Annotated in this window: 20 protein-coding genes; 19 read left to right on the top strand and 1 reads right to left on the bottom strand. The window is 48.2% G+C overall.

Features of this window, described 5'->3' with window-relative positions; translation table 11 throughout:
• Positions 1 to 21 precede the first annotated feature (21 nt).
• The 5 genes from ispE to AC5ELV_RS24170 all read left to right on the top strand — a co-directional run bounded on the left by ispE (position 22) and on the right by AC5ELV_RS24170 (position 5,103).
• On the top strand, positions 22 to 876 hold the full coding sequence (ispE, locus tag AC5ELV_RS24190) for a 4-(cytidine 5'-diphospho)-2-C-methyl-D-erythritol kinase (protein ID WP_493432198.1): 855 nt from the start codon (positions 22 to 24) through the stop codon (positions 874 to 876).
• Positions 877 to 1,057: 181 nt separating this feature from the next.
• Entirely contained in the window at positions 1,058 to 1,885 is an 828-nt protein-coding gene (purR, locus tag AC5ELV_RS24185) for a pur operon repressor (protein ID WP_013308122.1), read from the top strand.
• Positions 1,886 to 2,060: 175 nt separating this feature from the next.
• Positions 2,061 to 2,348: a septation regulator SpoVG gene (gene spoVG / locus AC5ELV_RS24180; RefSeq protein WP_007428016.1), complete on the top strand. Its 288-nt coding sequence runs from the start codon at positions 2,061 to 2,063 to the stop codon at positions 2,346 to 2,348.
• A 344-nt stretch (positions 2,349 to 2,692) separates the two neighbouring features.
• Complete coding sequence (glmU, locus tag AC5ELV_RS24175) at positions 2,693 to 4,090, top strand: bifunctional UDP-N-acetylglucosamine diphosphorylase/glucosamine-1-phosphate N-acetyltransferase GlmU (protein WP_080658680.1); 1,398 nt, start codon at positions 2,693 to 2,695, stop codon at positions 4,088 to 4,090.
• 59 nt (positions 4,091 to 4,149) lie between these two features.
• The gene (locus AC5ELV_RS24170; RefSeq protein WP_013308125.1) at positions 4,150 to 5,103 is read left to right on the top strand and encodes a ribose-phosphate diphosphokinase; all 954 of its coding nucleotides are present in this window, start codon (positions 4,150 to 4,152) and stop codon (positions 5,101 to 5,103) included.
• A gap of 67 nt (positions 5,104 to 5,170) precedes the next feature.
• Here AC5ELV_RS24170 and AC5ELV_RS24165 read toward each other — a convergent pair whose 3' ends face one another.
• Positions 5,171 to 5,371 carry a hypothetical protein gene (locus AC5ELV_RS24165; RefSeq protein ID WP_023986434.1) on the bottom strand — a complete coding sequence of 67 codons (201 nt, stop codon included), beginning with the start codon at positions 5,369 to 5,371 and terminating at the stop codon, positions 5,171 to 5,173.
• A gap of 197 nt (positions 5,372 to 5,568) precedes the next feature.
• Between AC5ELV_RS24165 and pth the strand changes: the two genes are divergently transcribed.
• From pth to spoIIE, 14 genes are all read left to right on the top strand, one after another.
• Positions 5,569 to 6,129, top strand: a complete 561-nt coding sequence (pth, locus tag AC5ELV_RS24160; protein WP_493432197.1) for an aminoacyl-tRNA hydrolase — start codon at positions 5,569 to 5,571, stop codon at positions 6,127 to 6,129.
• Between the two features lie 86 nt (positions 6,130 to 6,215).
• Complete coding sequence (gene fin, locus AC5ELV_RS24155; RefSeq protein WP_493432196.1) at positions 6,216 to 6,446, top strand: anti-sigma-F factor Fin; 231 nt, start codon at positions 6,216 to 6,218, stop codon at positions 6,444 to 6,446.
• Positions 6,447 to 6,580: 134 nt separating this feature from the next.
• Complete coding sequence (gene mfd / locus AC5ELV_RS24150) at positions 6,581 to 10,108, top strand: transcription-repair coupling factor (protein WP_493432195.1); 3,528 nt, start codon at positions 6,581 to 6,583, stop codon at positions 10,106 to 10,108.
• Entirely contained in the window at positions 10,092 to 11,210 is a 1,119-nt protein-coding gene (locus tag AC5ELV_RS24145) for a peptidylprolyl isomerase (protein WP_069011230.1), read from the top strand. The genes mfd and AC5ELV_RS24145 overlap by 17 nt, the downstream gene beginning before the upstream one ends.
• A 167-nt stretch (positions 11,211 to 11,377) precedes the next feature.
• On the top strand, positions 11,378 to 11,920 hold the full coding sequence (gene spoVT, locus AC5ELV_RS24140; RefSeq protein ID WP_029519371.1) for a stage V sporulation protein T: 543 nt from the start codon (positions 11,378 to 11,380) through the stop codon (positions 11,918 to 11,920).
• A 141-nt stretch (positions 11,921 to 12,061) separates the two neighbouring features.
• The gene (locus AC5ELV_RS24135; RefSeq protein ID WP_493432194.1) at positions 12,062 to 13,720 is read left to right on the top strand and encodes a putative polysaccharide biosynthesis protein; all 1,659 of its coding nucleotides are present in this window, start codon (positions 12,062 to 12,064) and stop codon (positions 13,718 to 13,720) included.
• A 159-nt stretch (positions 13,721 to 13,879) separates the two neighbouring features.
• Positions 13,880 to 15,379 carry a bifunctional methyltransferase/pyrophosphohydrolase YabN gene (gene yabN / locus AC5ELV_RS24130; RefSeq protein WP_493432193.1) on the top strand — a complete coding sequence of 500 codons (1,500 nt, stop codon included), beginning with the start codon at positions 13,880 to 13,882 and terminating at the stop codon, positions 15,377 to 15,379.
• Between the two features lie 333 nt (positions 15,380 to 15,712).
• Entirely contained in the window at positions 15,713 to 15,985 is a 273-nt protein-coding gene (locus AC5ELV_RS24125) for an HU family DNA-binding protein (RefSeq protein ID WP_007428028.1), read from the top strand.
• Complete coding sequence (locus AC5ELV_RS24120; protein ID WP_016818913.1) at positions 15,985 to 16,263, top strand: RNA-binding S4 domain-containing protein; 279 nt, start codon at positions 15,985 to 15,987, stop codon at positions 16,261 to 16,263. The genes AC5ELV_RS24125 and AC5ELV_RS24120 overlap by 1 nt, the downstream gene beginning before the upstream one ends.
• Positions 16,264 to 16,442: 179 nt before the next feature.
• Positions 16,443 to 16,727, top strand: coding sequence for a sporulation protein YabP (yabP, locus tag AC5ELV_RS24115; RefSeq protein ID WP_025721693.1), 285 nt, complete (start codon positions 16,443 to 16,445; stop codon positions 16,725 to 16,727).
• Positions 16,724 to 17,302: a spore cortex biosynthesis protein YabQ gene (gene yabQ, locus AC5ELV_RS24110; protein ID WP_493432192.1), complete on the top strand. Its 579-nt coding sequence runs from the start codon at positions 16,724 to 16,726 to the stop codon at positions 17,300 to 17,302. Before yabP ends, yabQ begins: the two co-directional genes overlap by 4 nt.
• 4 nt (positions 17,303 to 17,306) lie before the next feature.
• Positions 17,307 to 17,636: an FtsB family cell division protein gene (locus AC5ELV_RS24105; protein ID WP_029514621.1), complete on the top strand. Its 330-nt coding sequence runs from the start codon at positions 17,307 to 17,309 to the stop codon at positions 17,634 to 17,636.
• Positions 17,637 to 17,759: 123 nt separating this feature from the next.
• A complete protein-coding gene (locus AC5ELV_RS24100; protein ID WP_014279051.1) occupies positions 17,760 to 18,284 on the top strand; it encodes a S1 domain-containing RNA-binding protein in 525 nt (174 codons plus the stop codon).
• A gap of 506 nt (positions 18,285 to 18,790) precedes the next feature.
• A complete protein-coding gene (spoIIE, locus tag AC5ELV_RS24095; RefSeq protein WP_493432191.1) occupies positions 18,791 to 21,298 on the top strand; it encodes a stage II sporulation protein E in 2,508 nt (835 codons plus the stop codon).
• Positions 21,299 to 21,394: the final 96 nt, after the last annotated feature.

The raw sequence follows: 21,394 nt of genomic DNA, 5'->3' as shown, positions 1-21,394 counted from the left end.
AGTTGAAGGTGGGTGAACGCCTTGAAAATATATGAAAAAGCACCGGCGAAAATCAATTTAATGCTTGATGTTCTACGTAAGCGGGACGATGGTTATCACGAGGTCGAAATGATTATGACCATGGTCGATCTGTCTGATCGATTAACGATGTCCGAGTTACCGCGTGATACCATTATTATTTCAAGTCAAGCCGGGTACATACCATTGGATGAAAAGAATTTGGCTTTTCAGGCTGCGCGTCTGATCAAAGAACGTTATAACGTGTCTACGGGCGTCCACATTCATCTGGATAAGCATATCCCGGTGGCGGCAGGGTTGGCGGGTGGAAGTAGTGATGCTGCCGCAGCGCTGCGTGGACTGAACAAGCTATGGAAGCTTGGGATCTCGGATGCTGAATTAAGGATTCTGGGTGCGGAGCTGGGCTCAGATGTACCTTTCTGTATTACAGGGGGTACAGCTTTAGCAAGTGGACGCGGAGAACTGCTCAAGCCACTTCCGAATCCGCCACAAAGCTGGGTGATCCTTGCGAAGCCGCCGATTAATGTATCGACGGCTGAAGTGTATGGTCGTGTCAAAGCAGATCAGATTACGCACCACCCGTCTGCCCGCCAGATGGAGCATGCGATCCGTAACGCTTCTTTTACCGATGTATGCAACGCACTGGGGAATGTACTTGAGGATGTAACACTAAAGCTGTATCCAGAGGTAGAGCATCTTAAAAGCTCCATGATCCGCTTAGGAGCAGATGGTGTGCTGATGTCAGGTAGTGGACCTACGGTGTTCGGACTGGTATCGAAGGAAGCCAAAGTGCCACGGATTTACAATGGACTAAGAGGGTTTTGTAAAGATGTGTACGCAGTACGACTTTTGACCTGATTTTGGATTTTTATTTCTTATTATAGTGGTAATTGTTGTACAAATACGTACGAAGATGATATATTTACTATTAAATATTCGGATTTTACTATATCACTTACATTCCGCCAGCAACCGGCCAGTCCGCCGGTGCTTTACTGTACGAAGCGGGCGGCAGGAGAATAGATCGCGAGGAATTGTTGTGAAAAAACTTAAAAGAAGCTCACGATTGGTGGAAATGACGCAATTTTTGTTGTCACGGCCGCATACGCTGGTGCCTCTTACTCATTTTGCGGATCGCTACGGGGCAGCTAAGTCGTCCATAAGCGAGGATCTGGCCATCATCAAGGAAGTATTTGAGGATGAGGGCACTGGCGAGCTTCTGACGCTGGCGGGAGCGGCAGGGGGCGTCAAACTGATCCCGAGGCTTTCCAAGCAGCACGCGCTTGCGTTTGCGAACGACCTGTGCGCACAACTGGAGCAGCCTGACCGCATATTACCGGGAGGATACCTGTATTTGTCCGATTTGCTGGGTCAACCTGCGATGATGAATGAAGCTGGTAAAATATTCGCGACCGCTTTTGCCAATCGTCAGATTGATGTGGTTATGACGGTGGAGACCAAGGGTATTCCACTTGCCTATGCAACCGGAGCACAGCTGAATTTGCCAGTCGTTCTCGTACGGCGTGATCATCAGGTGACAGAGGGCTCGGCTGTAAGTATTAATTATGTTTCAGGATCACAGAAGAGTCTGCATACGATGTCTTTATCCAGACGTGCGATGCGTGAGAAATCGCGTGTGCTCATCGTAGATGATTTTATGAAGGCCGGTGGCACGATTCAGGGGATGGTCGACTTGTTGGCTGAGTTTGATGCTGAGGTGGCCGGTGTAGGTGTGCTGGTAGAATCGGGTGAGGTGGAGAACGAAGAGCGCCTGCTGCACGATTATATTTCACTAGCGAATCTGACCGCAGTCGATTCTCGAAGCAAGCAAATTACAGTCAAGCTGGGCAATTATTTTGATGAGTGAACAGGGCAGTAAATTGTCACAATCCATCATAAAATACCTAAATATGTCGAAAAGAAATCTTTTCAAAAAAATTACCTGAATTTAGGATACGAATTGCCGAAAAAAAGAAGGATTTCGAACTGCTGTGTGGAATGTATACACCAAGTCCTATTTGGAAAAAGGTGGTGAAACACACATGCAGATTACGGATGTTAGACTCCGCCGAGTGAACTCAGAAGGAAGAATGAAGGCGATTGCATCCATTACGATTGATAACGAGTTTGTTGTTCATGACATCCGAGTTATCGACGGTAATAACGGGATGTTCGTAGCTATGCCAAGCAAACGAACTCCAGACGGAGAGTTTCGCGATATCGCTCACCCGATATCTTCAGGAACCCGTGAGAAGATCCAAGCTGCTGTATTGACTGAGTACGAACGTGCAGCTGTGGATGAAGAAGTTGCTATTGAAGAAGGCGCTTAATTCGCCTAAAGCAGGATTGGGGTACAAAAGAAAAGAGAGCCACTAACTGTGGCTCTCTTTTCTTTTTGTCTGGAATGAGATATATTCTTTAGTGAGTTAACAGTCAGTTTTAAGGCAACTTGGAGACATCCGGGCTGCCGAAGCGGCTTTTTCATAAGACAGGGACTAGGCAGCGATGCGTCCCGGGGATGAATGTCCAGCACAAGCTGGCCTGAAAAAATAGCCATTAACCAAAGGTTCGCCGTTATTTTTCAGGAGGATTGTGAAAAGTTAAGCAAAATCTGATCTGGGAATTAACGTTTTAGCCAAGGGGTAACTGTTATTTTCAGGATAGGAGGTTGGACTTGTTGGAAAGGTTGGCAGTCATTCTTGCCGCAGGGCAGGGAAAACGTATGAAATCCAAATTATATAAAGTTCTGCATCCGGTGTGCGGAAAACCGATGGTTGGGCATGTGCTCGACACGGTTCGTGAAATCGGTGTGTCCCGAAGTGTAGTCGTCGTGGGTCATGGAGCAGAGGCGGTACAGTCTTATTTGGGACCGTCGGCAGAATATGCGCTTCAGGCAGAGCAGTTGGGAACGGGCCATGCTGTTAAGCAAGCCAAGGACTTGCTCGGTCAGGAAAAAGGTACAACCATTGTCATTTGTGGGGATACTCCTTTGATCACAGCGGAAACGCTGGAGGGCTTGGTGCAATTGCACGAGAGCCGTGGGGCGGCTGCGACGATTCTGACCGCTGAGTTGGACGACCCGAAAGGATATGGACGAGTTATCCGTGATGCTTCCGGGGCTGTGCTCAAGATCGTGGAACAGAAAGATTGTTCACCTGAGGAAGATGCTGTCCGGGAGATCAATACGGGAACGTACTGCTTTGACAATGCCAAGCTGTTTGCAGCGCTGGACAAGGTAACGAACACCAATGCACAGCAGGAATATTATCTGACAGATGTCATTGGTATTTTGCATGGTGAAGGTGAACAGGTTGAGGCGTATTTGACAGATGATGTGTCTGAATCCATCGGTGTTAACGACAGAGTCGCTTTGTCGGTAGCTGAGGGCTATATGCGTGAGCGCATCGTTCGCAAGCATATGCTGAATGGTGTCACTGTCATTGATCCGTCTTCTACCTATATCGGGAGCGAGGTTGTTATTGGTTCCGATACGGTACTGTACCCGAACACATGGCTGCATGGTCAAACACAAATCGGAGAAGATTGTGTGATTGGTCCGCAGGCTGAGATTCAGAATACGATTATTCATTCAGGCGCAACGGTAAAACATTCGGTGTTGAACGAAGCGGAAGTGGGAAGCAGTACATCTGTGGGGCCGTTTGCTTATCTGCGTCCAGGCGCGAAGCTTGGCGAACATGTGAAAATTGGTGATTTTGTTGAGGTGAAAAATGCGACCATTGGAGATCATTCCAAGGTGTCTCATTTGAGCTATGTCGGTGATGCCAAGGTGGGTACAAACGTAAATATTGGCTGCGGGGCAATAACGGTCAATTATGATGGATATAATAAATCCATTACAGAAATTGAAGACGATGCCTTTATTGGCAGTAACGTGAATCTGATCGCCCCGATTAAGATTGGAAAAGGTGCTTATGTTGTAGCAGGCTCGACTGTAACACATGCTGTCCCTGATAACGATCTGGCCATTGCCAGACCACGTCAAGAGAACAAAGCCGGATATGCGGACAAAATCCGCGCACGTGCCAAAGCGAAGAAGAAAAGATCGGAATGACCTTAATCAGCAAGCTGTTGAATCTGTAATGAATGAACCAGCACGGAGGGTTTCTATTAATGACTTATTGCGATTCCAAACTCAAAATATTTACTTGTAACTCCAATCCGAAGTTAGCCCACCAGATTGCGGACTACATCGGCATCCCAATGGGGGAATCCCATACCACATCGTTTAGTGACGGTGAAATCCAGGTTAAGCTGTCGGAAAGCGTACGCGGCTGCCATGTGTATATTGTGCAGTCAACTTGTCTGCCGGTTAACGACAACTTGATGGAGTTATTGGTTATGATTGATGCACTTAAACGCGCTTCTGCCAAAAGTATCAATGTCGTTATGCCATATTACGGTTACGCTCGTCAGGATCGTAAAGCTCGTTCACGCGATCCGATTACAGCGAAACTTGTCGCTAACTTGATTGAAAAGGCGGGGGCTCACCGCGTCATCAGTATGGATTTGCATGCGATGCAGATTCAGGGATTCTTTGATATTCCAGTGGATCATATGCTGGGAGCGCCAATTCTGGCCCAATATTTCCGTTCCAAGCAAATTGAGAACCCGATTGTCGTTTCACCCGATCATGGCGGGGTTGTTCGTGCGCGCAAGCTGGCGGACTTCCTGAGTGCGCCGCTCGCTATTATTGATAAGCGTCGTCCAGAGCCAAATGTCAGTGAAGTGATGAACATCATCGGGAACATTGAAGGTAAAACGGCTATTTTAATTGATGATATCATTGATACAGCCGGAACGATTGTATTAGGTGCAAATGCGCTTAAAGAAGGCGGCGTAAAAGATGTGTATGCGTGTTGTACACATGCCGTACTGTCTGGTCCTGCGATGGAAAGACTGGAGAATTCGCCATTAAAAGAGGTGGTTGTGACGGATACGATCCCGATCGTTCACCCGAATCCGACAAGCAAGCTGAAGGTATTGTCTGTGGCTCCATTAATGGGAGAAGCCATCATCCGTGTACATGAAGAATTGTCGATCAGCAAACTGTTTGAAATCGAATAAGCGCTGGCTCATTAAAAAGGGGTTGCCTTTTCCATATGGAAAAGGTAACCCCTATCAGCATGTCAGGCTAAAAGCCTGGGCGAGATATGAAAGTGAAGCGTTGACGATTGTATAATGTGTCCTCTATTTCGACGAAATGCTCATTAAAACGCGCAACGATGCCAATCTGAATATGTACATTCCCGTCATAAATCTGGACAGGAACGGAATGTTTTAAATGATATAGAAAATGGCTGTCATATAAGAGGATATCACCTTGATTGAGCATACCGGCACGCACCTTCCTATTCAATACCAGGATTTTGCAAAATTCGATTCCAGTCGTTCCAAAGTGCAATATATAGACGAACTAGACCATTTCGATCTATATATTGTTCATTGAAATTCGCTTATTAGATTTTTGCAAAATCCTCAATACAACTATTTTACCAAAAAATCCAGACTGTGAAAGAGGGTGTCAAGGTTATGAAGTGGATTGTAGGATTGGGCAACCCCGGTCCCCAATACGAGAAAACGAGGCATAATGTCGGATTTATGGCATTGGATGCTCTTGCCTCGCGTCATAACATCCAGATTAACCAAAGCAAATGCAAGGCGTTGATTGGAGAGGGCCACATTGGTGGCGTAAAAACCGTACTGATTAAGCCAATGACCTATATGAATCTATCAGGCGAATCTCTACGTGCTTATATGGACTATTATAAGGCCGATATGGAGGATCTGGTTGTCGTGTACGATGACCTGGATACAGAAGTCGGTAAAATAAGATTGCGTTATCAAGGTAGCGCAGGTGGCCATAACGGCATCAAATCGATCATTCAACATACCGGCACGCAGTCCTTCAATCGGATTCGCATGGGCATTTCCCGCCCGGAGCCTGGACATGCTATTGTCGATTATGTTCTGGGTACTTTTCCAAAGAAGGAAAAAGAATTACTGGCCGGAATGGTCGAGGACACGTGCAACGCCTTAGAATACAGCTTGAGTCATCCATTTGAACGAACGATGGCTGAATTCAACAAGTAAGTTCAGACGTAGGCAGACGGGCTTAAATGGAAGATTGTTGGACATACTGAAAGGTATAGAAAACTTTCAGGAGGCATATACATTACATGATTGTTAATTATGTATGCAGACATTGTCGAACTTTCTTGGGACGAATTGATTCCGTGGGAATAACCGAAGAAAGGTTGGGCTTCCATTCCTTGACCCCTGCCGAACGTAGAGATATAATAGCGTATAATTCGGGTGGTGAAGTGACCGTCAAAGTCATTTGCGAGCATTGCAGTCAAGCATTGGAGAATAATCCAGAGCTGAGTCTGCTCGTTAATCCGCTCCAATAACAGGTATTCAACTGGTCCGATGTACCAGCTTGAGAGGTGAAGCGGCAATTCCGCTTATGGAGCCTTGGCAGCATTGCTGAGGCTTCTTTTTCGGTTTACATGTAACTATTTATAAGCATAAAGGGGTGCCTTTTTTGTTACAAGCACTTATTCAGGCTTTTACGAAGGATGCTGATTATGCATCCATTGCAGCAGGCATATCATCAGGGATGAAGGAACAGCTGATATCAGGTTTATCAGGCTCTTCCCGACAGGTACTGATGGCCGCGCTTGCCGAAGATACCGGACGACCGTTAATGGTCATGACGCACAATATGTTTGCCGCTCAAAAAATAGCAGATGACTTACAGGAAGCGCTTTCTCCTGATCAGGTTTTATTGTATCCTGCCAATGAGCTGGTAGCTGCTGAAGCAGCAATATCCAGTCCAGAGACCTTATCCCAACGAATTGATGTATTGATACGCTGCGCCCAGGGTTTTCGTGGGATTGTTGTCGTGCCGTTTTCTGGTGTCCGACGTTTATTGCCAATCCCGGAAACATGGCGTGAGGCTCGTATTGAGCTGAAAGAAGGCGAAACGATTCAGCTGGAAGCGTTTTTGCTACATATGGTCGAGATGGGATACCAGCGTGTAGAGCGTGTGGAATCACGTGGAGAGATGAGTGTACGCGGAGGAATTATTGATTTTTATCCCATGACAACCCGTTGGGGCTATCGTGTGGAGCTGTTTGACGATGAAATTGATTCGATCCGTAAGTTTGATCCGCAAGATCAGCGTTCGGTGGAAAAGGTTCAGGACGTTACTGTAACGCCGTGTAAGGAAGTTATTGCGAATAACCAGCGTATGGATCAGGCGGCGGATGCCGCTGCTATTTTGTTGGAGGAGCAGCTGGGCAAAATGACGGATCGTCAAGCTAAGCAGCATCTGAAAGAAGAGATCCATCGTGAAATTGAGTTGCTGCGAGAGCATGTGTATTTTGACGAAATCTATAAATATATCTCCCTGCTGTATCCTGAACGTAAAACCCTGGCAGATTATATGCCGGAAGATACGATTCTGATTATTGACGAACCGGCCCGTATGCTGGAAACAGCCAAGCAACTGGAACGGGATGAGTCAGAATGGAATCTGCATTTGCTTCAAAACGGTAAAACGTTACCGCAGCTAGAACTGTCAGATGACGCAGACAATCTGCTGTACAACCGGAGATTTCAGACGTTGTTCCTGTCGATTTTCCTCCGTCAGGTTCCTCATACCCAGCCACAAAATATTTTGAACTTCATCTGCCGAGGTATGCAGGATTTCCATGGCCAAATGAATGTGCTCAAGGCGGAGATGGATCGTTGGCGCAAAGCCGGCACACAGGTTATGATGCTGGCGAGTGGAGATGAACGTCTGGACCGGATGCGCCGAGTGCTTGAAGATTACGGTATTGATGAGCCGACGATGGCTATCGGTAATCTGCAAAGCGGTTTTGAAATGCCGTCTATTCATCTGGCAGTCATTACTGAGGGTGAAATGTTTTCCCAGAAGCAGCGGAAAGCTCGTAAGCAGGGCCGCCATGTGGACAATGCAGAACGGATTAAGAGTTATAGCGAGCTGAAGGTGGGCGACTACGTCGTACACCAAAATCACGGGATCGGGAAGTACATGGGGATCGGCACGCTGGAGGTTGGCGGTATCCATAAGGATTACATGCATGTCCTCTACGCGGGTGGAGATAAGCTGTCTGTGCCGATTGAACAAATTGATCTGATTCAGAAGTATGTCGGCTCAGAGGACAAGGAACCCAAGATTTATAAACTGGGTGGCAATGAATGGACACGGGTTAAAAGTAAGGTGCGCAGCTCGGTTCAGGATATTGCAGATGACTTGATCAAGCTATATGCAGAACGACAGTCGGCACCAGGGTTTGCTTTTGAAAAGGATTCACCGGAGCAACAAGAGTTTGAGGATATGTTCCCGTATGATGAGACACGTGACCAGATTCGGGCAATTGAAGAGATTAAGAAGGACATGGAGCAGAGCCGCCCGATGGATCGCTTGCTATGCGGTGATGTAGGTTATGGCAAAACTGAAGTTGCGATTCGTGCTGCTTTTAAGTCTGCTATTGAAGGCAAACAAGTAGCGGTGTTGGTACCGACGACGATTTTGGCACAACAACACTATGAGACGTTCCGTGAACGTTTTTCAGGGTATCCGTTCAATATTCAGGTATTGAGCCGTTTCCGCTCGCGCAAAGAGCAGAATGAGACGATTAAAGGGGTCCGGCAAGGCACGGTCGATATTGTCATTGGTACCCATCGTCTGTTGTCGCAGGATCTGGTGTTTAAGGACTTGGGAATGCTGATTGTCGATGAAGAACAGCGATTTGGCGTAACCCACAAGGAAAAGCTGAAGAAGCTGAAAACGAACGTAGATGTGCTGACGTTAACGGCAACACCTATTCCGCGTACGCTGCATATGTCCATGCTGGGTGTACGTGACTTGTCAGTCATTGAGACGCCGCCGGAAAACCGTTTTCCAGTGCAAACCTATGTGGTTGAGCACAGCCAGACTCTAGTTCGTGAGGCCATTGAACGCGAGATGGCACGCGGAGGGCAGGTGTACTATCTGTATAATCGTGTGCAGGGCATTCAGGAGATGGCTGCAGAGATCAATGCGCTCGTACCGGAGGCCAAGGTGGGCGTAGGTCACGGACAGATGTCTGAAACCGAGCTGGAGAAAACTATTTTGGATTTCCTGGATGGCGAATATGATGTGCTGGTCAGCACCAGCATTATCGAAACCGGCGTGGATATTCCAAATGTGAATACACTCATTGTGCATGATGCCGATAAAATGGGGTTATCCCAGCTTTATCAGCTGCGTGGGCGTGTAGGTCGTTCCAATCGGATTGCCTATGCTTATTTCACGTACCAGCGGGATAAGGTGCTCACTGAAGTGGCGGAGAAGCGCCTTCAGTCGATTAAAGAATTTACGGAGCTGGGCTCTGGGTTCAAGATTGCAATGCGCGATTTGTCCATCCGCGGAGCAGGTAACTTGCTTGGAGCTGAGCAGCATGGTTTCATCGCATCCGTTGGTTTTGATCTTTACTCGCAGATGCTGGCTGAGGAGATTAATAAACGTAAAGTCAGCGTCCTGGGAGAAGAGGATCAGTCCAATCGGAATTGGAGTACGTCGATTGATTTAGGCGTCGATGCTTACTTGCCCGGAGACTATATTTATGACAGCATCCAGAAGATTGAGATTTATAAAAAGGTTGCAGCGGTCAGTACCTTTGACGAGGCTGCTGAACTGGAGGATGAACTGGTCGACCGATTTGGCGATCTGCCAGAGGCTGTGCGTCATTTGCTAGCCGTGGCCCGTCTCAAGGTATATGGACGCATGTATGGCATCGAGTCCATGGTGCAACGGGATGACAATCTAGTGTTGAAATTCCATGAAGGGCGCCAGCAGGCGGTACAGACCGCCAAACTTGCCGAGATTGGCAATCGCTTTGAAAGACGTGTACAATTTGAACAGGGCACTTCTATGAGCGCACGCATAAAGGGTAAAGGTCTAAGTGATCCACAGTTGCTAGAACTGCTGGAACAATTTTTGAGTGCATTGAAAGAAGCATTCACATTGAAGGAGGAACTGCAAAATGCCACAACTAAATAAAAGAAAACCTTGGAGAATGCTCTCCTTGGGAATGGCAGCGCTGCTAGCTATATCCGTGCTGGCAGCATGTACGAAGCAAGCGGATGAGAACAAGGTCAAGGATGAACCGAAGGACAACAGCAAGGTTGTCGTGACCTATAAGGGTGGAACGATTACCGAAAATGAGTTCAACCAAGAAATCAGTATGATGAAATTCCTGTACCCGGAATATGAGGCTGCGTTAGCTTCGGATCAGGTACGAGAACAAATTGTAAAGCAGGAAGTGGTGTACAAGCTTCTGGCGGCTAAAGCGGACGACAAAGCCAAGGAGCAGGGTGCCAAAGAAGGGAACGAACAACTGGAGCAGTATAAAAAGTCAGTCGGAGAAGATAAGTTCAAGACATTTCTGAGTGATAAAAAACTGACCGAACAAGGTGTGAAAGATTACTTCACGCGTGTAATGACGGTAATCAACAGCGAAACTAACAAAGTAACAGATGATCAGCTAAAACAGGAATTTGAGAAAAATAAAGATCAATTTACGACAGCAACCGTGCGTCATGTATTGATTAACTTCCAAGATCCTAAAACAAAGAAAGAGCGCAAAAAAGAGGATGCCCTCAAGCTGGCGAAAGAAGTGAAGGCGAAGCTGGACGGAGGAGCGGATTTTGCGACGATTGCCAAGAAATATTCAGAAGACCCAGGTTCTGCGTCTAACGGAGGCCTGTATGAGAATGCATCCGTAGCGCAATGGGTACCTGCCTTTAAAGAGGCCGCTGAAACTCAACCGATTAACAAAATCGGTGAGCCGGTGGAAACGGAATACGGATATCACGTGATCAAAGTGGAGTCCCGCAATGAGCCAACGTTTGATAAATTGAAAGACAACGAAAAGGCTGCCCTGAAGAATAAATTGGCCGGGGAAAGTATCCAAAACTTTACTGAAAATGATTTGACAAAACTTGATTTGAAAATCAATCTGCCGAAGGTACCAGCTACGCAAGAGAAAAGTGGTGCAACTTCCGGTGCCGGTAGCACAACTACACCGGGCGCAACAACAAACGGTACGGGCGATGCCAAGGCAGGAACAGCCAAAGATGGAGCTACAAACGAAGGTAAATAACTGAACATGCATAAGGAATTGGGAACAGATGAATACTATGGTCAGATATCACCATAAACACCATGACCGTGACGTTCTTCGTGACCGCTTCTGGGGGAGTGGAAGCGTCTTTCGATACCGTCAGTAGTTTACTAAATTCTTCTTGAGAAAGTGGGGCAACATGTGAAATGAAAGCTACTGGTATAGTTCGCCGTATTGATGACCTTGGGCGGGTAGTTATTCCAAAGGAAATTCGCCGCACCTTGAGAATTCGTGAAGGAGATCCGCTTGAGATTTTTGTGGATCGTGACGGAGAAGTCATTTTGAAAAAGTATTCACCTATTGGTGAACTTGGTGATTTCGCCAAAGAATATGCTGAGTCCCTGTTTGAAAGCACGGGCCATATTACAATGATTACCGATCGGGACACCATTATTACGGTGGCTGGAGGCTCTAAAAAAGAGTTTCTGGACAAGCCAATCGGTAGCATTATCGAAGGTAGTATGGATAATCGCAAAACTGTGCTGGAGACAGCCAGCGGCTCTTATGAGCTAACGCGAGACCACGAAGAAACACTCTCGTCCTTTGTGGCTGCTCCCATTGTTTCCGGTGGTGATCCCATTGGTTCCGTTGTATTGTTGAACAAGGATGAAAATGTAAAAATGTCCGAAATGGAGGTCAAAATGGCTGAAACAGCCGCTGGCTTCCTGGGCAAACAAATGGAACAGTAACATCCCGTTTCACCCCTGTATGACGTACAGAATGGCGAAAGCCGTCCTACGTTGTACAGGGTTTTTTTTCTTTCCGGGAGAAGAGGCGGTATAATAGGACTCGGGTAAGATGCATATTTCAGGTGGGAGTGGAGACGGAGAATGCAGGAAAATCGCGCCGCTTCACGGCTGCTACGGGGTGCTGTCATTTTGACACTGGCAGCAGTAGCGAGCAAGCTGATCGGCACAGTGCAAAAAATCCCGCTGCAGAATATTGGCGGCGACGGCGTGTTTGGCATTTATAATACGGTTTATCCTTTTTATACGCTGTTCATTACCATTGCAGCTGCTGGATTTCCGGCTGCAATATCCAAATTTGTAGCTGAGTTTGAGGCAGTGGGAAACCGGGCAGCGGGGCAACGTGTTGCTCGGCTATCTTCGCTTGTCTTGGGTGTCTTTGGATTGATCCTGGGCGTGCTGATGTATATGTGTGCGCCGCTCATTGGTCAATGGATCGACAATGCTCACGTCATTCCGTCGGTGAGGGCGGCGGCGTTTGCCTTTCTGTTCGTGCCGGTTATGGCGGGACTGAGAGGCTATTTTCAAGGTTTGCAAAATATGCTTCCGACTGCTATCTCTCAAGTGACGGAGCAGGCGATACGGGTAAGCGTGATGATTATACTGTTGCTGCTCATGCTGTCGCAAGGAGCGGGGGCGGATATGATTGCCGCCGGAGCAGTGTTTGGTTCAGCAGCAGGCGGAGCAGCGGGTTTGGTCGTCATGTTGCTATATTGGCGAAATCACAGGAAGAGGCTTAGAAGGCAAGGGACGGACATGGCGACAGTGCAAGCAGAAACTGGGGAGCTACACCCAGCGGAAAGCAACGGTGCCTTGCTAAAGGCGCTGCTGCGTTATGCTTTGCCTGTTTGCCTTGGAGCGCTAGCCGTTCCGTTAATTAGCCTGGTAGACACATTTACTGTACCTCGCTTGTTAAAGCAGGAGGGATTGGACGATACTGCAGTTATGGTGGCCTTTGGCGTGTATAATCGAGGTCTGCCGCTGGTACAGCTAGTCATGATGTTTGCCACTACACTGTCGGCATTATTCATTCCATCGCTGGCTGAGGCCCGGGTGACCGGCGGTACGGAACTGGCACGTCGCCAGTGCGAGCAATCGCTGCGCTGGTTTTGGCTACTGGGACTGGCCGCTGCGACAGGCTTGATCGTGCTGGCTGTGCCCGTCAATGTGATGCTGTATGCGGACGACACCGGCAGCGAGGTCATGCGCTGGATGGCGCTAACCGCCGTAGGCGGCACGCTCAGCATCATCTCGGCTGCGCTGCTGCAAGGGCTTGGCGCGGTTCGCGCGCCAGCTCTGGCGATGCTTGCGGCCGCAGCAGCTAAGGCACTGCTAAACTGGCTGCTCGTGCCGCAGCTAGGCACGGCTGGAGCCGCCATTGCGGGGGCTGTCGCCTATCTGCTGGCGGCGGTGATCAACATCGTACTGCTGGCTCGCTTGGTAGGCCTGCGTGCGAGCTGGTCCGCCAGCGTGCTCAAGCCGGCGGCACTGCTTATCGCCCTGGCTGGTGCGGCCGGGGCGGCGATGTGGGGCACCAGCGCTGTGCTGGGTGCCTTGGGTTGGGCTGCCGGAGGTCGTGCCACGGCAGCCGCGGAGAGCCTGCTGGGCGTAGCCGCAGGCGCCGTAGTGTTCGTGATTGGCCTCGCACGCTTGAGGCTGATCACGGAAGCTGAGCTTGTGGCGGTGCCCAAGCTCGGACGCCCGCTGGCAGCCGTGCTGCGCAGGCTGCGTGTACTGGCTTAGCCAAGGCATAGGGCTTACGGCGCGAAAGCGGCACAGCCATTTTATGAGCCTATACCACTTTGTGGTATAGTAAATGCCAAAGCAAAGGAAGCGGATGCGGGGTTAGGTCGTGTATTTTTTCGAGCATGAACCTTGTTTCTGCGAAACGGAGGATTGGATATGAGCGTAACATTAACGGTCGTAGGTCTGGGCTCGGGAGATCCGGATCAGCTTACGATAGGAATATTGAACAAAATGCGGGGCGCTTCAGCGCTGTATCTGCGGACCAAGGAGCATCCTGCGGTTCAAGTGCTGAATGAGTTTGAAGTGGCTTTTGAGTCGTTTGACAAGGTATATGAGACAAAGGAGTCTTTTCCAGAGGTATACGAGGAAATTACCAGCCAATTGATTACGACGGCTGCTAAGGCGGCAGACGGAAGCGAAATCGTCTATGCGGTTCCCGGTCACCCTATGGTGGCAGAAGCAGCGGTGCAGTTGCTTAAGGAGCGTTGTCCTGCGCAAGGGATTGAACTGAATATTCTGGGAGGCGAAAGTTTCCTGGATGAAGCCTTTGTGCGTCTTGGTTTTGATCCGATTGAGGGTTTTCAGCTGCTGGACGCAGGTACACTGGATGCCAGCTGGCTCCAGCCTCAGCTGCATACGCTGATCGGACAGGTGTATGACACCTTTACGGCTTCTGATGTGAAGCTGTGCCTGATGGAGCGGTATCCTGACGATTATGAGGTATATGTCGGTCACGCCCTTGGGGTAGAAGGAGAGGAAGCGGTGCACAAGGTACCGCTGTACGAGCTGGATCGAGTAGAGGGCTACGGGAACCTATCCTTAGTATACATACCTCGCAGTGAAGATGAGGCGCTGAAACGGCGTTCTTTTGACCGTCTACACGAGATTGTCAATATTTTGCGCAGCCCGGAAGGCTGTCCTTGGGATCGTGAACAGACACATCAGTCGATTCGCAAAAATCTGATTGAAGAAACGTATGAAGTCATCGAAACGATAGATGAGGACGACCCTGAGCATATGAAGGAAGAGCTGGGCGATCTGTTGTTGCAAATTTTGCTGCATGCCCAAATGGAAGAGGAAGTCGGAACCTTCAATGTGTATGATGTTATTCAGGGGCTGAATGATAAGCTTATTTTCCGTCATCCACATGTATTTGGTGACAATCAAGCGAATGATGCTGAAGAGGCGCTGCAAAACTGGGAGCAGATGAAGGCTGAGGAAAAACGGCTTAAAGGCACGACGGAAGCATACCCTTCTGTACTGGATGGGGTTCCGCGTGATCTGCCTGCTCTTATGAAATCGTACAAGCTCCAGAAGAAAGCAGCTAAAGTAGGCTTTAACTGGGATAGCATTGAGGGCGTATTCGATAAATTGGACGAAGAAGTGGCTGAGCTGAAGGAAGCGGTTCGTGAAGGGCATGCTGTGGAAGCCCAGTTGCTGGAGTTAGGCGATGTGTTATTTGTTGCCGTGAATGCAGCCCGGTTTATGGGAGTAGATCCGGAAGAGGCATTGTCGGCCACCAATCGCAAATTTGTCGACCGTTTCCAGTATATTGAGCAGAAATTACGTGAGCAGGGGCGTCGTCCCGAGGAAAGCAGCGTAGATGAAATGGAGACTTACTGGCAGGAAGCGAAAAAGCTCCTTGGCAAAGCGTGATTCCACACATTCGCTTTTGGCTGCACAGAACAGTAAAATGAGACATATGCAGGGTTGAAAGAAGGCTCAGTTTGAGAAGACTTGCCAATGGGCAGAGTTTTGTAGTAGGATGTTGGCTTAACTGGGGTCGAATAAAAAAACGCCTGTCATTGCAGGATTTTTACGGACAAGCCAGAATAACTTGTAGTAATTCTGAAAATAACTGTAGCTTATAGTTAAGCGTGTTACAGTGACATTCAGAAGGGCTTCGGCCACAGTTGGACCTCACGTCTGCTCCATCAATGGACATGCAGCGTGATGATTATTTTTTGACATTTGGGAGGCTTTTATCTTATGAACAAGACAGATCTGATCAACAATATTTCCAGCAAAAGCGGTTTGAGCAAACGTGACGTTGAAGCTGTATTGAATGGCGTTCTTGGTGAAATTACAGATGCACTCGCTAGCGGTGACAAAGTGCAACTGATCGGCTTTGGTACTTTCGAAACACGCAAGCGTTCCAGCCGTACAGGCCGCAATCCACAAACCGGTAACACGATTGAAATTCCAGAATCGACCGTTCCTGCTTTTAAAGCCGGTAATAAGCTTAAAGAAGCCGTTAACTAATGCGTCTTGATAAATTCTTGAAAGTCTCGCGGCTGATTAAGCGGCGTACGGTAGCCAAGGACGTCTCCGAACAAGGGAGAGTGCTGGTGAACGGACGCGAAGCCAAGCCGAGCAGTGCGGTCAAAGTAGGCGATGAAATTACCGTCCAGTTTGGCCAGAAGCTGGTGACCGTGCGAGTGGAACGGCTCGCCGACACTACACGCAAGGACGAGGCTGCAAGTATGTACACGTTGGTAAAGGAAGAGCCTATTGCCAGGGACAATGGTTTGAACTGGTAAGCAGACATCTGATTTTCTCACAACTGTACATGAAAGCATTCCTTCATTATTTTATGAAGGAGTGCTTTTTTTTCTTTAGGTGACGAGTTTTCGTCCATCCTATGCTGATTAACAGCAAAAGCGGTTCTAAATCATACGGCCCCCTTCATAAGCTAAGAACAGAAGGAGGGGTACATGCCATGATTGAACAAGGGAAGTCCAAGCACCATGATCTGCGCATGCAAAGCCGCAAGCAACTCGATATTTCAGGCGTCAGCAATGTGGAGAGCTTTGACAGTGAAGAATTTTTGCTTCAGACCGAGCTGGGCCATCTCACCATTCGCGGACAACATTTACATATCAAAAACCTCAGTCTAGAAGAGGGGCTGTTGTCCATTGAAGGTCTGATTACTTCCCTCGTCTACCTGGAGCCCGGGGCCCCGGCCAAAAACGGAAAAAGCCTATTCGGCAAGATCTTCAAATGAACCCTTACACGCAATGGCTGACGTTGACGTGGATGCTGTTGTCGGGCATAGCCTTGGGAGTGGTGTTTGACAGCTACCGGGTGCTGTCCATCCGCTTTCATTTTGCCCGCTGGAGCGTTCATATGTTGGACGTGCTGTACTGGGTGGCCTCGGCTTTGTTTATTTTCCGTGTGCTATACGCGAGTAATCGCGGTGAGCTGCGGTTTTATGTCTTTTTAGGACTACTTTTGGGGGTTTGGCTCTATTTTTGGGCCTTTAGTGTTACAACCCAACGTTTTGTGGTAATGTTATTAGAGATAGTTCGCAGACTGACGTTGATCGTGAACAGCATACTGCGCATCCTGATTGTTCTTCCGGTGTTAGCGCTGTATCGGCTGTTACGCAAGCTAGTCGGATGGACATGGGCACTTATTGTGTCCCTGGGAAGGATGCTGATATACATCCTGATGCCGGTTTGGAAGCCGATCCTATGGCTGATCGGTCCGCTTAAAGCGCGCTGGAGGACTCCAGAGTCGCTCGTAAAGCTGGGTATCAGACTGAAAAACACAGCGAAAAGATGGTTTGGAAGGAGGTAGTATCATGCGTAATTCGTCTGTAGATCGCCATTCATCTTCTACGTCCAAGTCCAACGCGGGCGGGCGCAGGCGAATCATGATTTGGTTGCTATCGCTTGCCGCCTTTGGTAGTTGGGCAATTTTTACCTTTTTTTCTCAAGGCATGATTATGGCCGATCGAAATGAACAGCTCATCCAGAAGGAAAAGCAGAAGCAAGCTGCTACACAAACGGAACAACAGCTTCAAACCGAAGTGAATCGTCTCAAGGACCCTGAGTACATTGGCGAGATTGCCAGAAGCAAGTACGGTCTTTACAAACCGGAAGAGACGCCAATCATCGGAGATCAGAAATAGGAACATTATCGGGCCAATGCTTAGTTGACCTTGGTTCCGCCATTTTGTATAATCAAATCACCACAGCGGGATTTTTTTGCAAAAAAATCGGTTGTATATTTTAAGGGAGGATCATTTTATTCTATGGCAATTGAAGTGGGCACCAAGTTAGAGGGCAAAGTGACAGGCATCACGCATTTTGGAGCATTTGTGGATTTGTCTGGAGGTGTCACGGGTCTCGTTCACATCTCGGAAATCGCCGATAACTATGTTAAGGATGTTAACGACCACCTGAAGATTAATGATGTTGTGACGGTGAAAGTCATTAATGTTGACAAAGATGGCAAAATCGGACTTTCCATTAAGCAAACGATTGACAAGCCGGCAAGTGAAGCCCGTCCCCCAAGAGCTCCAAGACCGGAGCGTACAGGAGGACCAGGCGGAGGCGACCGTTTCGGCGGTGGAGGTTCAGGTCCAAGTCAAGGACGCGGTGGTGGTGGCGGTGGTTTCAACCGCGATCGTGGAGGCCGTTCTTTCAAGCCTGCACCGGGTAAACCTTCATTTGAGGATAAAATGTCACGCTTCCTGAAAGATAGTGAGGAACGCATTTCGTCGCTGAAAAAGAACACCGAAGGTAAACGCGGAGGACGCGGCGCGAAGCGTGTTTAATTCACTTTGACAACCGTATCAACCATACACGGAAAACCGTACAGTCGAAAGACTGCTACGGTTTTTTTGCGTTCTACCGACAATAGATGCGACATGCAATGGCTGTGGACGATAAATCCGGTTATCGTTATACATGCATTTTATGAGATTCGCAATTTTGATGAAGACGAGAAAAGCATTCGTGCTGGAAAGCGGATGTTTTTTTTGTCGTGAGGACATAATCGTCCGACAAACTCCAACGGTTTTCCGTCTATCTTCTGTGCAAATCGCTAGTCTTGGTCATAGTGATGGACGACATAGAGAGGTCAAGCAAGGAGTTAAGAGACACAACTTCCATCTGCTTCCATACGGGCGTAGCTTGATGTTCAAGGCGATGCTCTGTCCTTTCGCACAGAACGTTTTTTTGTCGGAAATTTCTTGAAATAAGACGTGAGGTTCTGACAAACTTTCTCAATCGTTCCGGTTTAAGATGGGAACATCAAATTGATGAATGGGGTGCCTGACGCATGATGGAGAAATGGAACGTGGTACATTTTCCGGGGTTAAAATCTAGAAAGTCCAAATCCAAAGAGCGTACGGAAGGTTGGTCTTCCAGACTCAAGAAACGGCTGGATTCACATAAAGTGGTGCAATGGGTAACGGCGCAAAGATGGATGCTACTATTGTCGGCTATGGGAGTCCTACTGGGACGCGCCACTATTTTGGACGAGCTTTCTCCTTTTGCCCTCGCTTATTTTGCGGTCATTACTTTTCTTCGGCGTGATCTGATGCTGCCTGTAGCTGTATCCGTTGTGTTAGGCAGCTTGTTAGCTCCTTACCCATCGTTATTTATGATTGGTGGCGAGCTACTGGTATTTTATCTCCTGTATCGCGGGCTACGAACCTTCGACCGTCTGGAACTATCCTATGCCCCGCTTATGGTTTTCTTGTCTGTGTTTATGGTTAATTTATTTAACGCCGTGATGGCTCCAACTTTCACATGGTATGAACTTATCATTGTGGGGACGGATGCGGTTCTCAGCTTTATGCTTACGCTGGTGTTCACGCAGGCCATACCGTTGTTCACATATCGCAAGAAGACAAGCCAGCTCAAGAACGAGGAAATTTTATGCCTTATTATTTTATTAGCCTCAGTGATGACGGGAGCAGTAGGATGGACTGTTCATTCATTGTCTGTCGATCATGTGCTATCACGATATTTGGTCTTGGTGTTTGCTTTGGTAGGAGGTGCTTCGCTGGGTGCATCGGTCGGTGTCATTACCGGTTTAATTTTAAGCTTGGCCAATATGTCTGCAATTGTGCAGATGAGTTTACTCGCTTTTGCAGGTTTGCTAGCAGGGATGCTGCGTGAAGGGAAAAAAGGTGCTGTTGCGCTTGGGATGCTGCTGGGCTCCTCAATTCTGACGATCTATTTGGATGGGACCGGAGACGTGCTGACGTCAACCTGGGAGAGCTGTGCGGCGATTCTATTATTTTTAATGACCCCAAAAAGTTTCTTTAAAGCGGTTTCTACCTATGTTCCCGGTACGCAGGACCATGCTAAATCTCAGCATGAATATGCCAAAAGGGTCCGCGATCTCACCGCAGAGCGGGTAACGAAGTTTTCCCGTGTATTCAGTCAGCTATCCCGCAGCTTTCACCAGATATCTGCGAGTGAGAGCATGAAGTCGGATGGTGAAATCGAACACTTTATGAATGCGGTGGCGGAAGGGACATGTGCCTCCTGCTTCAAGTGTGAGCAGTGCTGGGACGGCAAGTTCATGCAAACCCATCAGTATATGACGGAAATGATGAGCGCCATTGAGGACAACCCGGATTTGGAGCCGGAACAGATACCTCCGCAATGGAGCAAGGCATGTGCTAAAACGGGCGCTGTCCTGCAAGTGATGAAGCAGCAGTATAGCCTCTACCAACATAATATGCAGTGGAAGCGCCAAGTATACGATAGTCGTCAGCTTGTTGCTGACCAGCTATCGGGCGTATCACAAATCATGGAGGATTTAGCGCGAGAAATTCAGCGGGAAGGGCAGACCATGCATCGGCAGGAGGAGCAAATACGGGAGGCTCTTGATAGACTGGGCTTGTCCATCCAATCTATTGAGATTATTAATCTGGATGCAGGTCAGGTAGAAATTGAGATTGTCCATGCCTATACAAGGGGATTTGATGAATGTCGGAAAATCATTGCTCCACTTCTGTCGGACATACTGGACGAGCATATAGCTGTGATGCGCGAAACGGAGGCAGATCGCCGCCAAGGCTTGGCTACAGTCATGTTCGGCTCCGCTAAAACGTATGAGATTGCTACAGGAGTAGCTAGTGCCGCAAAAGGAGGCGATTTTTTCTCAGGAGACAGCTACAGCATGATGGAGCTAGGGAATGGGACTTTTGCAGTCTCTTTAAGCGATGGGATGGGGAACGGAGAGCGCGCGCAGCAAGAGAGCAGTGCAGCACTTAACATTTTGGAGGAATTACTGCAATCGGGTATGGACGAAAAGTTGGCAATCAAGTCGGTTAACTCTGTCCTGATGCTGCGATCACCTGAGGAAATGTATGCTACGGTCGATATGGCGCTGATTGATCAGTATACGGCCCAGACAACCTTTATGAAGATTGGGTCTACGCCAAGCTTTATTAAAAGAGGGGAGGAGGTCATTCCCGTATCTGCCAGCAACTTGCCGATTGGCATTATACAGGATATTGAAATTGATTTGGTATCCCTGCAGCTTCAGCCGGGTGATATTCTCATTATGATTACAGACGGTATATACGACTCACCGGGTTATGCGGTTAATAAGGAAATATGGATGAAACGCATGATTCAGGAAATTGAAAGTGAAGATCCACAGCAGTTGGCTGACTGTTTACTAGAAAGGGTTATTCGATACCAACAAAATCAAATCTATGATGATATGACAGTAGTCGTTAGTAAAATAGATCACTTCCGCCCAGAGTGGGCAACCCTTCATGTACCTGGCATGAGCTGGATGGAGCGTCCACGGACGGTGAGTTAAGCCGCCATTGCCCGGGAAATTCCTTATTCGTTTTTAAAAATCCGCATCCTTCGTTTGAATCGTTCCGGATTAGGCAAAGATAGAATCTATCGGGAT

It is taken from the genome of Paenibacillus sp. NMA1017 (assembly GCF_058895805.1).
The sequence above is the reverse complement of the archived record's forward strand: the minus strand, read 5'-3'. Positions and strand labels throughout refer to the sequence as shown.

What these genes read in the sequence shown, in the direction of transcription:
- yabN (WP_493432193.1), top strand. Translation starts at nt 13,880, where the DNA reads ATGAGCGTAACATTAACGGTCGTAGGTCTGGGCTCGGGAGATCCGGAT.
- yabQ (WP_493432192.1), top strand. Translation starts at nt 16,724, where the DNA reads ATGAACCCTTACACGCAATGGCTGACGTTGACGTGGATGCTGTTGTCG.
- AC5ELV_RS24170 (WP_013308125.1), top strand. Translation starts at nt 4,150, where the DNA reads ATGACTTATTGCGATTCCAAACTCAAAATATTTACTTGTAACTCCAAT.
- spoVG (WP_007428016.1), top strand. Translation starts at nt 2,061, where the DNA reads ATGCAGATTACGGATGTTAGACTCCGCCGAGTGAACTCAGAAGGAAGA.
- AC5ELV_RS24125 (WP_007428028.1), top strand. Translation starts at nt 15,713, where the DNA reads ATGAACAAGACAGATCTGATCAACAATATTTCCAGCAAAAGCGGTTTG.
- AC5ELV_RS24100 (WP_014279051.1), top strand. Translation starts at nt 17,760, where the DNA reads ATGGCAATTGAAGTGGGCACCAAGTTAGAGGGCAAAGTGACAGGCATC.
- AC5ELV_RS24145 (WP_069011230.1), top strand. Translation starts at nt 10,092, where the DNA reads ATGCCACAACTAAATAAAAGAAAACCTTGGAGAATGCTCTCCTTGGGA.
- AC5ELV_RS24135 (WP_493432194.1), top strand. Translation starts at nt 12,062, where the DNA reads ATGCAGGAAAATCGCGCCGCTTCACGGCTGCTACGGGGTGCTGTCATT.
- pth (WP_493432197.1), top strand. Translation starts at nt 5,569, where the DNA reads ATGAAGTGGATTGTAGGATTGGGCAACCCCGGTCCCCAATACGAGAAA.
- spoIIE (WP_493432191.1), top strand. Translation starts at nt 18,791, where the DNA reads ATGATGGAGAAATGGAACGTGGTACATTTTCCGGGGTTAAAATCTAGA.
- AC5ELV_RS24165 (WP_023986434.1), bottom strand. Translation starts at nt 5,371, where the DNA reads ATGCTCAATCAAGGTGATATCCTCTTATATGACAGCCATTTTCTATAT.
- AC5ELV_RS24120 (WP_016818913.1), top strand. Translation starts at nt 15,985, where the DNA reads ATGCGTCTTGATAAATTCTTGAAAGTCTCGCGGCTGATTAAGCGGCGT.
- spoVT (WP_029519371.1), top strand. Translation starts at nt 11,378, where the DNA reads ATGAAAGCTACTGGTATAGTTCGCCGTATTGATGACCTTGGGCGGGTA.
- yabP (WP_025721693.1), top strand. Translation starts at nt 16,443, where the DNA reads ATGATTGAACAAGGGAAGTCCAAGCACCATGATCTGCGCATGCAAAGC.
- fin (WP_493432196.1), top strand. Translation starts at nt 6,216, where the DNA reads ATGATTGTTAATTATGTATGCAGACATTGTCGAACTTTCTTGGGACGA.
- AC5ELV_RS24105 (WP_029514621.1), top strand. Translation starts at nt 17,307, where the DNA reads ATGCGTAATTCGTCTGTAGATCGCCATTCATCTTCTACGTCCAAGTCC.